10 protein-coding genes are annotated in these 13,569 nt (G+C 60.6%); 5 read left to right on the top strand and 5 right to left on the bottom strand.

Annotated features, from left to right (window positions below):
• The first annotated feature begins 16 nt into the window (after nt 1–16).
• Nucleotides 17–892 carry an aminotransferase class IV gene (locus WDO70_07460; GenBank protein ID MEJ0063027.1) on the top strand — a complete coding sequence of 292 codons (876 nt, stop codon included), beginning with the start codon at nt 17–19 and terminating at the stop codon, nt 890–892.
• Between the two features lie 65 nt (nt 893–957).
• Nucleotides 958–1,845: an aminotransferase class IV gene (locus tag WDO70_07455; protein ID MEJ0063026.1), complete on the top strand. Its 888-nt coding sequence runs from the start codon at nt 958–960 to the stop codon at nt 1,843–1,845.
• Between the two features lie 4 nt (nt 1,846–1,849).
• On the opposite strand, the gene WDO70_07450 is transcribed toward WDO70_07455, so the two are convergent.
• Nucleotides 1,850–2,734 carry a hypothetical protein gene (locus WDO70_07450; protein ID MEJ0063025.1) on the bottom strand — a complete coding sequence of 295 codons (885 nt, stop codon included), beginning with the start codon at nt 2,732–2,734 and terminating at the stop codon, nt 1,850–1,852.
• A gap of 68 nt (nt 2,735–2,802) precedes the next feature.
• Nucleotides 2,803–3,336: a hypothetical protein gene (locus WDO70_07445; protein ID MEJ0063024.1), complete on the bottom strand. Its 534-nt coding sequence runs from the start codon at nt 3,334–3,336 to the stop codon at nt 2,803–2,805.
• 312 nt (nt 3,337–3,648) lie between these two features.
• Between WDO70_07445 and WDO70_07440 the strand changes: the two genes are divergently transcribed.
• Complete coding sequence (locus WDO70_07440; GenBank protein ID MEJ0063023.1) at nt 3,649–3,957, top strand: hypothetical protein; 309 nt, start codon at nt 3,649–3,651, stop codon at nt 3,955–3,957.
• Between the two features lie 3 nt (nt 3,958–3,960).
• On the opposite strand, the gene WDO70_07435 is transcribed toward WDO70_07440, so the two are convergent.
• Nucleotides 3,961–4,503 (bottom strand): hypothetical protein, encoded by a 543-nt coding sequence (locus WDO70_07435; protein MEJ0063022.1) that lies wholly within the window; start codon nt 4,501–4,503, stop codon nt 3,961–3,963.
• 272 nt (nt 4,504–4,775) lie between these two features.
• Here WDO70_07435 and WDO70_07430 point away from each other — a divergent pair, with 272 nt between their 5' ends.
• A complete protein-coding gene (locus WDO70_07430; protein ID MEJ0063021.1) occupies nt 4,776–5,435 on the top strand; it encodes a cold shock domain-containing protein in 660 nt (219 codons plus the stop codon).
• A gap of 183 nt (nt 5,436–5,618) precedes the next feature.
• Here WDO70_07430 and WDO70_07425 read toward each other — a convergent pair whose 3' ends face one another.
• Complete coding sequence (locus tag WDO70_07425; GenBank protein MEJ0063020.1) at nt 5,619–9,584, bottom strand: hypothetical protein; 3,966 nt, start codon at nt 9,582–9,584, stop codon at nt 5,619–5,621.
• A gap of 97 nt (nt 9,585–9,681) precedes the next feature.
• On the opposite strand from WDO70_07425, the gene WDO70_07420 reads away from it, so the two are divergent.
• Nucleotides 9,682–10,527 carry a fumarylacetoacetate hydrolase family protein gene (locus WDO70_07420; protein MEJ0063019.1) on the top strand — a complete coding sequence of 282 codons (846 nt, stop codon included), beginning with the start codon at nt 9,682–9,684 and terminating at the stop codon, nt 10,525–10,527.
• A gap of 1 nt (nt 10,528) precedes the next feature.
• Here the strand turns inward: WDO70_07420 and WDO70_07415 are convergent, their stop codons facing one another.
• On the bottom strand, nt 10,529–13,528 hold the full coding sequence (locus WDO70_07415) for a hypothetical protein (protein MEJ0063018.1): 3,000 nt from the start codon (nt 13,526–13,528) through the stop codon (nt 10,529–10,531).
• Nucleotides 13,529–13,569: the final 41 nt, after the last annotated feature.

Raw genomic sequence — 13,569 nt, 5'->3', positions numbered from 1 at the left:
CAGAGTGGAAGCCGCGATGTCCTTCGCCTATCACAACGGCCAATTCGTTTCGCGCGAAGATTTGACGATCAATATCGCCGATTTCGGCTTTTCGCGCGGGGTGACGGTGCATTGCAGCGTCCGCGTCTATGGCGGCGCGCCGTTTCATCTTGAAGATCATGTGAAACGCCTGGCTCGCGGGGCGGAAATCCTCGGCATCGGATTTCCCATGGATCAGAAGGATTTCAACGCCGCCCTCCGGGAATTGGTGAAAAAGAACGGCTTCTCGCAAAGCATTTTGAGACTCTATCTTACGGCGGGAGAATGCGGGCATCCGAGCGTCTTGAGCTTTGCCGATTGCCGGGAATTCACGCCGCATTTGATGGCGCTCGAAGAGCCATTCCAGCCGCAGCATGCCGACGCGCCGATGGGAATCGAGGCTTATCGCCGGGGGCAGAAGCTGAAAACGATTCCCTTCGTCCGGGAATTGCCGGAGGTCAAATCGACCAGTTACATCTTCAGCTTCCAGGCGGCGCAGGAACATGCCCGGCAGGGCTGGGACGATGTTTTGTTCACGCATCCCGGCGGCTATGTCACCGAGGCGGCGCGCAGCAATCTTTTCTGCGTCATCGACGGCGCGCTCTGCACGCCCGCGCGCGGCATGTTTCCCGGTGTGACGCGGCAGATTATTCTGGCGCTGGCCCTTCGGCAGGGGATCAGGGCCGAGGAGCGGGATATTTCCCCCGCCGATCTGATGAGGGCCACGGAAGCGTTCAAAACCGGCACGACTCAGGAGTTAATGCCGATCCGGCAGATTGACGAGCATATTTTGCCGACAGCCATGGAAGGCCCGGTTTTCAGCGCTTTGCGGAAGGCATTTACCGATTATATCGACGAGTATCGCTTGTCCTAAAATTTGTTTTCCCCGTCGAGTTTTGCGTGTATCTTGAATCAAATTTGCCGATATAGGAATAGCAAGTGGCGTACGCATATTATGATGGCCGGTTCGTAGAACGAAGCGCCGTGGGAATCGATCCTGCCGACTTCGGCTTTTCGCGCGGCATCGTGATTTCCGACGTGATACGGGTCTATGACGGAACCCCGTTCCATCTCGACGATCATCTGGACCGCCTGGCGCTGGGGGCGGGGATCGTGTCGGTCGTTCCCCCCGACGATGCGGAAGCTCTGCTGCAGATCATTCCCGAATTGGTCGCGAAGAACGGGTTTTCCCATAGCGTCGTCAAGGTGTATCTGACCGGCGGCGAATGCATGCAGCCGGATATTCTGAGCTTTGCCGCCTGCCGCGCCTTCACGCCGCATTTATTGATCGTCGAAGACGATTTTGAGCCGCGGCATCCGGAAGCGCCCTACGGGCTCGAAGCCTATCAGCGCGGCCAGAGATTGAAAGTGGTGCCCTTCGCACGCGAATTGCCGATGGTGAAGTCGGCGAATTACATGCTGGGATTTTATGCGGCCAGAAAACATGTCCGCGATTGCGACGATGTCATCTTCACCCATCCTGACGGCTATGTGACGCAACCGACCCACAGCAATTTCTTCTGCGTGATCGACGGCGTGCTGATGACGCCCGCGCGCGGCATGCTTCGCGGCGTCACGCGCAAGGTGATTTTGTCGCTTGCGGAACGGCACGGCATTCCGGCCAGGGAATGCGACCTTTTTCCCGCCGATCTCGCCAGGGCGACGGAATGCTTCAAGACCGGCAGCACGGTGGAAATGGTTCCGGTGCGGCAGATCGACGATCACATTCTGCCGACGACGATGGAGGGGCCGGTTTTCCGGCAGTTGCGGCGCGCTTTCACCGATTATGTGAATGAGTATTCCGGCCGCGTGGCGCAGGCGGCGTGAGAAATTACGGCGCTGGCTTAACGCCGATCCGCAGCAGGCAGGATTTCATGGGTTCGAGCGGGGTGCCGGAGAAATGCAGGGTCCAATCCGTCGACAATGTCACCTCGCAAGGCTCGGATTGGAAAGACCACTTGCTGTCGGTCAATCGCTGCCGATACGCCCTCTGATCTTCCTTGGACATCCTGTCTTGGCAGCCAGAACCTTTCAGCAATGCCCGGCCCTCAGCGCTTAAGAAAATACTGTCTTTCAAGAAAACCGTCTTCGGCTTTATCCGTATGATATAGTAGCGCGCCATCATCTTGTCCGGCTTGTAACGCCGAATGTCTTCATTTTCAGCATCGGTGGCATGTTCGTTATGCACTATACTTGAAAGGATGTCGTCGGGGGGAGCCGGCTGATCTTGAGTGAAGGCCAGGTTTACAGAGTTCCACCGCTGTTTGAAAACATGCTGATCGAATTGCAGAACGTCGCTGGTGATAGGGGTCAAAAAGGCTGTATGCAATGTAACCAGCGGCTTTCGATGTGAGTCGGGGTACTCCAGCCCATCGACGAGTTCGGCGGCAACCTCCCTATAGCTTTGTGTTAGGCTGGCAAGGGCGGGACTGTTATCCTCGGGACCAACAATGGACTCTCTGTCTAATGAGGAGTGTTCATGAAATCTGCCCAGCGCTTCATTATAGGTGAATGCTTGTTGCTGCTCGCCGTTCAGCTTGAGGACGGCGCAGGGCAAATCGCATTGCTTGACGTATTTGGCAAATGACGAAAACGGCTTGTTTAACCGGCTAAGCTTCGCGAGGCGTTCCGGGGAAACCGAAATCTCCATGCCGTTGTCGAGGCTGAAGGGTTGTGTGGCCTGCTTCGGCAAAAACCATGAAAAAATCTTACTCATATTATTCCGATCAATAGTTCATGCGGATACTAACCCGATTTGATGAAAGTAAATAACGGGAAATCAAATCAACGTGGCGTTGCTTCAGGACGGCTCGCCGCAGTGCCGGTGCCGGGCCGCTGGGGCGCGAGGCCGGAGCAGTTTTCATCGATGACGGCCAGAGTCCGGGTCGCGGCGACGCGAACCTCGATGCGGGCATCGGATTGGCTGGCGGTTTTGACCGACTCTCTCAGATCGGCATCGGCAGCGCTTGGGCAATGCCTGACAATCGTCTGGATGGCGCGATGGGTGTTGACGAGGATATCCGCTCTGTCGTCTCCGCATTCCTTCATGGCGTCCGCCACGACGCCCAGGACATATGTCCCATATTGGGGGCCGGTGGCGGCAATAGCGCCCAGCGCGTGACGGGCTGCCGAACGAAGAAGCATGAAGTCGCTGCCCATGGCTATCTTTGCCACGGCTTCCGCCGTTTCAAGATCGATAAGATGGGGGTCGGCGGGCAAATCCGTTTGCAGGGATTTGAGGAAGCGTATTTTGGCCGCGTCGGTCGTTTGCGGGCCTAGAAGTCTCAATGAATAATTGTCCGGCAATCGCTTATTCATATCCGCCCCCGTAATATCCTGATAATACCGAGGCTGAATACTATGAGGAAATGCCGAAAGCAAATGGTTTCGGCGTCGTCGCGCCTCCGCAATTCTTCCTGATTCTTCAGAGATATAGCACCGGAGTTTTTCCGGGTTTCCGCCCGGATCGATGGCCGTCAACCAAATCGTAACTAATTTCTGCGATCCTTAGGCTAGGAATAAATATAAGCGCTGTGTTTTAAGCGCATAATGGCAGTGTTCGTGGACTGAGTGTGAGCATTGAGGCCCCTGTCCGGGACACCGATACAGTCTTAAGGAGGCTGTGAAGCCATGCTAGGCGAACTTTCAAATATTACGGCCACTAGCCCGGCGATTAGCCGGAGCGACCCGGCTGCTTCGCGTCCCGCGGAACAGAGCGCGAGCGCCACGCCGGCCTCGGAAGACAGCCAGGCGCAGGCTTCGCCTCGTATCCAAGTCGATCCGGTTGCGGGAGTCATTCTGCAGTTTCTCGATCCGCAAGGGGAGGTGGAAACGCAGACGCCTTCTTTCGCCGCCGTCGCTTATCTTCGCGCGGGTCTGACCGGCGAGGGGTTCCGCAAGGAAGATCCCGACTCTTCCAGCTTTCAAATGACAGCTTAAAATTTACGGCGTCCCGGCGGCAGGCGGATTTTGCGCAGGCTTGGTTTTCGGCGCGGTCATGAAATCCAGCTCTTTCTCGAGATTCAAATCTTTCACGGCGGCGCGCAGCGCGTCGAGCGTCGCGCGATCGCTCTCGATTGCCGAAGCCTGAGGCGTTTTCCTGGCCTCGGCGTCGGACGATGACACCACGATATCCGGTTTCTTTTCCACGACGGGCGGCGCGCTCTTTTCCGCCGCCATCGGCGGCTGTTGCTTGCGCCGTTCAAAGAGCGGCGGCATGGACGCGAAGTCGAGCGTATTTTTCTCCGCCACCGGCGGGGCGGCGATCGCGGGGCCTTTGCTGCCATTCAAAGACGGAAGCAATAGGGAGGCGGAAGACCTGGCGGGCGCTATGGCGTCTTGTCCGGGTTTAGTTTGCAGGTATGAGTCGAGCGGCATCCACAGACGGTCGTCGACGCCTTGGCGCGGCGGCTCATCCGCGCTCATGGCGGGCCATGGCGAAGCCAAGATCAAAAGATTCAGGCACAAATATAACGAACGCTTCATCGGCAGCCATGGCGACGTTAAGAAGTCACAAGCTCATTTTCGCCGCCACCTCCTAATAAATCTTGAACGGGCCCATCGCGCGGGATCACAGCCTCGCTCCCGGTTTATCGTATCATATCAATGCGTTATTATATATTGTGATCTTTGTTCTACAACTTCGGCATCGCAGGAGTTTCGCGACTCAAGGCTTGATTGTCGTCATGGACGGAGATAATGTTGCAGTGCGAGTGCCCGGAGCCCTATGAACAATAACTAAGTAAGGGAATATTGCCTTGTCTCGTTTTGTCGCGCCCAGTCAAGCCATGCCTGCGGATGAAGGTATCCAGGTCAAGGTTTCGGTTAAATGGTTCAACGTGACGAAGGGCTTCGGTTTCGTGGCCCCCGAAGACGGCGGCGGCGACGCCTTCCTGCATATCTCAGTTCTCAATCGCGCGGGTCTACAGCAGATTGCCGATGGCACTTTGCTGTCATGCATGGTCGCGCCCGGCGCAAAGGGACGCCAAGTCACGCGCATCGTCGAAATTCTTCCTGGCCAGGCAGATGGCCGGAGTAGCGGTGGCGGCGGCGATTATCAGGGCCAGAACAACCGCGATTATCAAGGTCAAAGCAATCGCGACAATCACGCTTATGACGGCGCGCGCGAGCGCAACTTCGGCGGCGGCCATGACGGCGGCTATGAGCGCAATTTCGGCGGCGGTAATTTCAGCGGCGGCGAAGAAGTCGAAGTGACCGGCACCGTCAAATGGTTCAAGCCGGACAAAGGATTCGGTTTCGTGGCCGCCGACGACGGCGACAAGGACATCTTCATTCACAAGAGCCTTCTGCGCCGCGCGAATATCATGGAAATCGAAAGCGGCCAGCGCGTCAAGGTCAAGGCGCAATCGGCGTCCAAAGGCCGCGAAGCGACATGGATCGCTCTGCTCCAGGAATAAGAGACCGTCTGAAAAGCCATGATGCCGGGCTGCAAACCACGCTTTCCTGCGCTTCCGGTGCTCACATATGTTGAATATGCTGCGCCCCCATGAAATCCTGTGGATTTCAAATCTCGAAAAGCGCGGTTTTCGCCTCGGCCTGATGACTTTTCAGACGGTCTCTAATAATCTCCGCAATCCGAACTAGCGGCGAACGGCGATCTTTGCCGGGGCGCTGGCGTGTTCTTTCCCGTTGGCGGCAAGATACGCGGGCTGCCATGGGGAAGCGCCGGGCTTGACCGCCTCGACGATGATGGCAACGCGCAGATCGCCAGGCGCCGTTCTATCCACCGCGATCGATACGCCATCGCTATTCGCTTGCGCCGCCGCGGTATGATCCAAACGCTCCAGCCATCCGTAAGCGCCCGCAATCGTTCCGCCCGGCAATGCCGCGCGGAACTGCAGTTCCGGCGGCAGCGGGAGGTCGATATCGAAACGGCCCGCGGGAAAATCTTTTCCGGCGACGGTTACGACATAGCTTCCGCCCGCATTAAGAGCGGCGGCGGATAATTTTTGTCCCGCCGCGCTCCATATATTCCGTTCCAGGCTCGGCTTTGGGGACGGCGCGGCGTTTTTCTGGCGCGCCGCATAATCATGGCAAAGATAAAGCGGCCGTTCCGGCTTTTCTTGCGAATGAATGACGGTTTTCGCTTCGGGCGCGGCGGCATAGATGCCGCGCTTCGTGATGGGTTGACCATTCAGGTTCGCGCGCCACTCGCCCAGCATTCCGGCAATAGCCGCGCGCGCCCCCAGAGCGTTGGCCGCCAGCACGGCAGTTTGCGGCGAAGGCAATTCAACGTCGCGCAGCGCTGCCGCCAGTTTTTCTCCCGGTGCCAGTTCGTGCCGGGCCAGAATTTCCAGCGCCTGCAAGGCGCGTCCGGGATTATCGCCGCGCAAGGACGGCATTTGCGCCAGCGCTCTTGCCGCGAAGGCTTGGCTTTGCTCCTGGTCGCCGATCTTTTTAAGCGCGGCGGCCAGTTCCGCTTCATTGGCGGCGTCACGAATCTGATTGCCGAATTTATCGACGAAATGGCGCAGGCCGGACGGATCGATCTGGTCGATCACGCTAAGCGCGTAAAAGCCCCGGCTGCGGCCCGGCAATTCATTCTCGGCGTTCCACGCGATATTGAGCCTGTGTTTGAGGAAATTCACGGCGGCGGTGAACATGTCCTCGGCCGCGCCGGGAGGATGGCGACGCCATGCCAGCACCATCTGCGCCGTGGCGCCCGGCGCGCTTTCCGCGTCGGGATATTGGCCGATGCCGCCATCGCCTCGCTGCCGCGATAAGATCGTCGTCCAGATGCGCTCGCGCCAGGACAGGCGCGCGGCGTCGGGCATGCCGTAAGCGGCCATGATGGCGGCATAATCGTCTTCGGCGAGCAGAAGCCGCGCCAGAATATCGGTTTGCACGCTATGCGCCGAAAAAATCCTGGCCATCGAGGCGGGAAAATCCGGCAGGGCCACGGGCGCGAGCGCGATCCATGATTCCGCGGGGTTCTGCGCGCGCTTGTTTTTGCCGCCGCCGCCATGCGGTGGCATGAATGTCAGATCGCTCTTGGCGGTAAATTCCTGGCAGCGCCAGCTATCGCTTGCCGTCCAGCGCCACGCCGCCTCGGCCGGCGGCTTGGCCGCAGGCACTTGCTCCAGCGCCGCCGACGGACGGATCGCGAGAGTTTGTTCGCGGAATCCATCCTGGTTCCAGACCAGCAGATGGAGCTGCACCTTGCCGTCATAGCGCGGCAAAGGCAGCGTAATCTCGCCGCTGCCGTCGGCGGCCAGAGTGGCGATGGAGCTCAGGCTGCTGTCAGCCGGATTGATGGCTTCATCGGTTGTAGGATTGACCGGGACGGCATTATCCGGCCATTCCGGCGTCACGTTGCTGGCGATTCCGATGCGGCGCGCCTGCGCCGCGCCGAGCGCCGCCGTCAGCAGCTTGTCGGAAGCTTCGCCCGCGACCGGCACCGCCAGAATTTGAGCGTAAGACGGCTGGGACGTTGCTTGCGGCAGCTGGACGGCGATTTTGGCCGGTGCTCCGGCGCGTAGGACATCCGGCAGCTTGATGACGCTCATGGGAATGGCGCTTTGCGGCGGCAGCCATGCGGCGCCACGCTTGATATTATTGGCCGCGGCATGGACGGCCAGCGCCACGATGTTGGTTCCTTGTTTTATAGCGGGGTCGATGTCGAAGACGGCTTCGCGGTCTTCGGTATTGCGGTCGGTCAGAATCTGACGCACCCGGTCGTCCGCGACAATCAGCGTTATCGGCCCGGATGCGCGCGCCGTGATCTTCGTGCCGCCGTCCGCATGACGGACGATTTGCAGCGGCAGGTCGGCGGTGGGGACCGCTTTTTTGTCCGCGCCCGCCTGAAAGCGCCAGCTGCTTTGCAGCTTGCGGTCGGCGGTGAAAACATCAAGCCGGTACTGGCCGTTCTGGACCGGCACCGAAATCTGCCCCTTGCCCGCGTCGAGCTTGATGTTTCCGGAGATGATCGGCGCGGCGGCGACATCGCTTTTATAATCCCATTTGCCGTCCGCGAAGAACCAGCGGAAACTCCGCCGTTCCGTCACCAGTTCGTAACCGAGTGAATCCGGAATTGCCTCGGCGTTTCCGGTTTTGAAAAGGGCGACGGCGAAATTCGCCTTGCTGCCGCCGGGCACGACCGCGTCGCCGAATAAAGCCCGTATCCCCAGCGCCCATGGGCGCGTCGGCCAGGCGACGGTCGCGGTTTGCGCGTCGGCGACCTTTCTCCTGGGCCAAGGCTCGATCTTGAGGCGCGCCTGAACCGGATACGGCAAGTCCGGAGGCGCGGGCAATTGCAGCGACAAATGATTGCCGCCGCCGGTAATGAAGGATGCCAGCGTCGCCGGCCGCGGCTCGGGCTGGTCATAGCCGCCGAAGGCGTAGTCGGCGGCGATGTCGGGAAATTGCCTGGCATTTTCCCACTGCATGGTCACTTCGCCGCTTTGATTCTTCAGGGCGTTGTCGTCTTCATCCGTTATTTTCGCGGCGAGGGTGACGGCTCCGTCGCGCCGCTCGATGACTTTCGCGCTCGTGATCAGGCCCGCGTCTTCCTCGCCGACCGCGATCTCTGCCTGATGCTGAATCATGCCGTCGACAAGAAGTAAAATCCGCCACTTGCCCGGCGGCGCATCGGGCGGCAAAGACCAGTCCTGCCAGACAAGCTTGCCCGCCGCCGGCGTCAGCTTGGTTTCCATGATGCGCAGCCCGTCCGGCCTGACGACGGCCAGCACGGCCTTTCCCTCCGCCACGTGAGGGCCATAAGCGAGCGCATGAATCTTTTGCCCGGCCTGATAATGTGCGCGGTCGGACGCGACGAAGTCATCGTTGTTGCGGTTTTCGGCCCTGATCGAGGCCGCGCGCAGCGGCACGAAAGCCATGTTGCCCAGGCTGTCTTGCGCGAGGAGCAACTGCGGCTGGTCTTTGTCCGGCAGCTGTTTCTTCGCCATGACCGCCATGCCGTTCGGGCCGCAGCTTGCCGACGCCAATTCGCCAGTGAAGCCGAACAGCGTCAAAGGCACATCGGCCGCTTCCTGGCCGGTGGCGATGCTTTCGCATTTTATATGCCAGCTGTCCGAGTCATTGATCACCAGCACATGCAAATCGGAATGCATGAACCAAGTGGCCTCCATGGCGTCGTGCATGGCATCGATGGCGGTCGTCGCCACATACAGTCCCGGCCCTTGGGAAGGAGGCCAGGCCACGGGGGCGGTCTCGCCGTCCTTGAGCGTGATTGGCTTCATCGCGAAGGGCACGGCATTTTCGGCAAGCAGCCGCGCGACCGCTATCTGGCTCAAGGAGCCTTGATCGATGCCGCGATAAAGCCGAAGCAGCAGCGCGCTATCCTGGATATGATAAAAGCGCAGATAGGCCGTCTTGGCGCCCTGCGCCCGTACCGTTATCGCGGGCGGCGTCTGGCGCGGCAGAAAATCTCCATCCGGTTCCAGAGTCAGGCGGACATCGCCCAGCCCCTCCGGCCGGACGGTCTTTTTGTCTTCGGAAACGCCTTTGCCGGACGCGGCAATCAGATACAGCGCCAAGCCGGTGATGACGGCGAAAACGCCGATGGTGATGAGAATATTGCGTAACATGCTTCCAGCCCTTCAGCGGATATATATAGCGTCTTAAAGACGGAATTGTGGCAAAAATTATCGTTGTGCTAAAGCTGAGAAAAGGGAGATTGGAATCATGCGTCTGGTACGTTTTGGCACGGCTGGCGAGGAATATCCCGGCTTGATCGATAGGCAAGGCAAGCTGCGCGATGCGAGGCCGTGGGTCGATGACTGGGCCGGCGCGGCGCTCCACCCGGATAATCTGCGCCGTCTGGCGGATAAGGATTTTGCGGCGCTGCCTGAGGTCGCGGGCTATGCGAGATTAGGCCCTTGCATCGGCGGCGTCGGCAAGATCGTGGGTGTCGCGCTCAATTACCGTTCGCATATCGCCGAGACCGGCGCGAAGACCCCGGCGGAGCCGAGCCTGTTTCTCAAGGCGCCTTCGGCGCTTTGCGGCGCTCGCGATCCCATCATCATGCCAAAGACCGGCAGCAAGCTGGATTGGGAGGTCGAGCTTGGCGTCGTGATCGGCCGGAAAGCGACGAATGTCGCGCCCGGAAACGCGCCGTCCTTCATCGCCGGTTACTGCCTGCTCAACGATGTCTCGGAGCGGGCCTTTCAGCTGGAGCGCGGCGGGCAGCAGCACAGCAAGGGCAAGAGCGCCGATACCTTCTGTCCCATCGGGCCGTGGCTTCTGCCGTCTCATGCCGTCGCCGATCCGCAAGCCATCCGGCTATGGACCGAGGTGAACGGCAAGCGGATGCAGGACGGCAATACCGCCGCCATGATTTACGGCGTCGCGGCGCTGGTGAGCTATATCAGCGAATTCATGACTCTATTGCCCGGCGACGTGATCGCCACCGGCACGCCGGAGGGAGTCGGCAAAGGCATGAATCCGCCGCGCTATCTGGCCATTGGCGATGTCGTGACCATGGGCGGCGACGGGCTTGGCGAGCACCGGCATGCGGTCAATGGATTTTAGGCTAGTTCTTTTTCTGTTTCCCGTCGCCGGTTTTCTGTCCGGGCTCTTCCGCCTTGCGGTAGCGGTCGAGGAATTTGCGGAACGGATCGACGTCGTTCGTCCTCATCGCCATGGCCGCGATGTCGCGAATGTTCCGGCTCTCCTGCGGATGGGTGAGCAGCGTGAAAATTTCGTTCTGCGGGGTTTTCGACATCCCGCCGCCGAAATCGGCGGCGAGCTTGGCTAAACCGGCGTGGTTGTCAGCCAGCGCCAGCGCCGTCGCCGCGCGCACCGCCATCGAAATTTGATCGCCGGTGAGCGGTGTGTCTTTTGCCGGAGGCGGACCAAGCGCTTTAAGCAGCGCAGCGGCCGCGGCGTTCCAGTCATTGGTGCGCCAGGCTATATCGGCCAGCAGCAACAGCGCCATCTGGTCGTTGCGGTTCGCCAGCAGCGCGCTTGCTTCGCCGGTTTTTCCGAGTTCCATCAGCGCTCGCGCTTTCAGCAATTGGCGCTCAAGCGCGATGTTGCCGGGCGTGCCCTCGACCTCGCTTACGGCGAGCGCATTCAGGGATTTTTCCGCCTGCTTGTCGAGGAGATAAATTCCGGCAAGGCGCGCGCCGGTCTGCGCGCGCTCCGTGCCGGTGGAGTCGCGCTGCAGGTCGTCGAGCAAATGCGTGGCCTGATCGAGCAGATCGATCGCCACCAGCCGTTCCGAAAGCGCCCGGATGATCGGCCTCGCCATCGTCTCATCGGTGATGAGGTAGCGGTAATCCTGATACAGCGACAAGGATTCGAGCGGCGGCAGCGCCGCGCCGAGATCGGTGGTGAAGATGTCGCGGAAAACGTCGCCCATTTTCCTGCCGAGTTCGGCATTGCCGGGAAGGTCGGGATAGAGCTTGCGCGCGCGCTCGAGATTGGCGAAACCCTCGCGGAACTTCTTGGCGTCGAAATAATACTGCCCCAGGCGGCGCAGGATATCCCATTCCAGGGCGTCGCCGCGCCATGCGAACCGCAGGCCTTCCAGGCGCTGCGCGGCGGAGGCCGCCGTCAATTTGCCCTTCGACGTGTCATAGTCGATCAACGCCAGCTCGGCGCGGGTGCGGTAGAGGCGGTCGGTGCTCGCGGCGGCATAGCGCCATTCCTTCACCGCGAGATCGGGCGCTCCCGCGCCGTATAAGGTCACGCCGTGCAAATAATAGACCGCGGGCGTATGAAGAAAATCGTCATGCCGTTTGGAAGTGCGCCAGTTGTCCAGCCATTGGTCGGCCTTTTGCATTTGCCCGGTCGCGATCATGGTTTCCAGCGCCAGCGTGGCGAAGCGCGCGAACAGCGCGGCGGGAAATTCATCGATAAAGCCGATCGTGGCGATAAATTTAGGCGCCGCCTTCTCGTAATCCCGCTTGGCCGCCAGTGCGAACGCTTCCCATAGCGGGCGATCCGCCACATCGTTCAGTTCATTCATGGAAAAATCGGCGATGCCGCCGTCGGCGTCGCCGGCGAGAATCCGCGAGGCGCCGTGCAAGGCGCGGAATTCCGGGCGGCCATACAGATCGGGAAGTTTGAATCCCACGTAATTAAGCAGCGCGAGCGCTTCCGCGCCGAAGCCGTAAGCGAAATACAGCCGCGCCAGTTCGAGACGCGCGCGGTCGCGTTCCACGGGCGGCACGTCGGCTATATTTTGCAGCAGGCGCTGGCGGGCTCTGTTGAAGTCTTCGCCGGCCAGGCCGCGCCAGCCGTTGAAATCGAACATGAGCGCGTGGTTCGAGGCGCGGCCGACATCGAGCCGGGGCGCCGCGCCGGTATCCTCCACCGGCGAAAGCCGCAATCCTCCCTCGGCGGCGATTTCGACGCCGTTGGCCACCTTGCGAACCGCGAGCTTGTCGCTCTTATGGGCGACGACCAATCCCTGCGTCGAAGACAGGACGGTCAAATCGGCGAAATCGCGGGCCGTGGTCATCGCATCGCCCGGATTGATCAGGGGCAGGATCGACAATTCGTCGCCGATGACCGGATCGTAGAAATGAATCACCTCCGGCGGGTTGACGATCGGCAGCAGCAGGCGCGGCCCCAAAGCGTAATTGGGCTCGGCTTGCAGGCTCAATGTCACCGGCACATGGCGCTTCTCTCCGGCCAAATATATAAGCCAGGTATTGCCGCTCCGATCTACCCGAAGGTCGGCGCCGCTCGGCAGCGCAAAGCGAAACCCGGTTGCCGTGGGCAGATTCAGAGGCTGCAGCGTCAATTGCGTATTTTGCCCGGGGAAAAGCTGTTTCTGGTCTATCGCCAGCTTGCGTTCTAAAATCAGATAGGCATAACCGCCTCGCGCGTAAGCGGCGAGCGCGAGCGGCATGCCGGGCGTTATCTGCAGCACCAGCAGCGGCGGCTCGCCGGGAGCGGGCAGCTTGATTTGGCTGGCGGCAAGGGGAGTGGTGGAGGCATTGCTCTGGATGAGCGCGTTGCGTTCGACCGGCGTCAGCGGCGCGGGGGCCGGAGCCGGGGCGGGCGCATCCGGCTGACGGACACTGGCCGCTTGCTGCGTTTCCGGCTCGACGGGTAACGAAGGCGGCGGGGGCAGGGCGGCGAGAGGGGCCAGCATCAGCGGCGCGACGGCGGCAGGCGCTTTATTGGCGGCCTTGGATTCTTCGGGGGGCTTCGGCGAAGCGAGTTGCGCCGCCGGGCTGGGGCCGGCGGCCGGGCCGGTGATATCGAAAATAAGCGCGGCGCCGTTTCTTGATTCCGCGATCTTGGCGGCCGTAGCGGCGATAAAAGCGTAGCGGCTATTGGCGTTGTCGGCGGCTTGCGCGAAACCGTCCGCGCGGGTGAGGCGGGCGGTCTTGACGGCGCCATCCGCGAATTGCGCGGGAGTCGAGAAGGTTATCGTGACTTGCTTCCCGTCGCGCTTGATCGTGTAGTCGACCTTTCGCGGCCAGTCGAAAACAATCCGGTCGAAATCGCTGTGCGCGCCGCCGCGCACGGTAACATGGATCGGCGCCGATGCCGCGAACGCCGGCGGCATCAGCATCAAAAACGCAAGGAGAAGGGAGGCGAGGCTGCGAGTCATGA

Source organism: Alphaproteobacteria bacterium, assembly GCA_037200005.1.
Lineage (GTDB): Bacteria > Pseudomonadota > Alphaproteobacteria > UBA9219 > RFNS01 > JBBCGY01.
Note: the sequence above shows the minus strand (reverse complement) of the source record. Positions and strands in the feature narration are given on the sequence as shown.

Bases quoted from the DNA above. Each gene is read 5' to 3' on its own strand.
- WDO70_07460 (MEJ0063027.1), top strand. From the start codon at position 17: ATGTCCTTCGCCTATCACAACGGCCAATTCGTTTCGCGCGAAGATTTG.
- WDO70_07450 (MEJ0063025.1), bottom strand. From the start codon at position 2,734: ATGAGTAAGATTTTTTCATGGTTTTTGCCGAAGCAGGCCACACAACCC.
- WDO70_07445 (MEJ0063024.1), bottom strand. From the start codon at position 3,336: ATGAATAAGCGATTGCCGGACAATTATTCATTGAGACTTCTAGGCCCG.
- WDO70_07440 (MEJ0063023.1), top strand. From the start codon at position 3,649: ATGCTAGGCGAACTTTCAAATATTACGGCCACTAGCCCGGCGATTAGC.
- WDO70_07435 (MEJ0063022.1), bottom strand. From the start codon at position 4,503: ATGAAGCGTTCGTTATATTTGTGCCTGAATCTTTTGATCTTGGCTTCG.
- WDO70_07425 (MEJ0063020.1), bottom strand. From the start codon at position 9,584: ATGTTACGCAATATTCTCATCACCATCGGCGTTTTCGCCGTCATCACC.
- WDO70_07420 (MEJ0063019.1), top strand. From the start codon at position 9,682: ATGCGTCTGGTACGTTTTGGCACGGCTGGCGAGGAATATCCCGGCTTG.
- WDO70_07415 (MEJ0063018.1), bottom strand. From the start codon at position 13,528: ATGCTGATGCCGCCGGCGTTCGCGGCATCGGCGCCGATCCATGTTACC.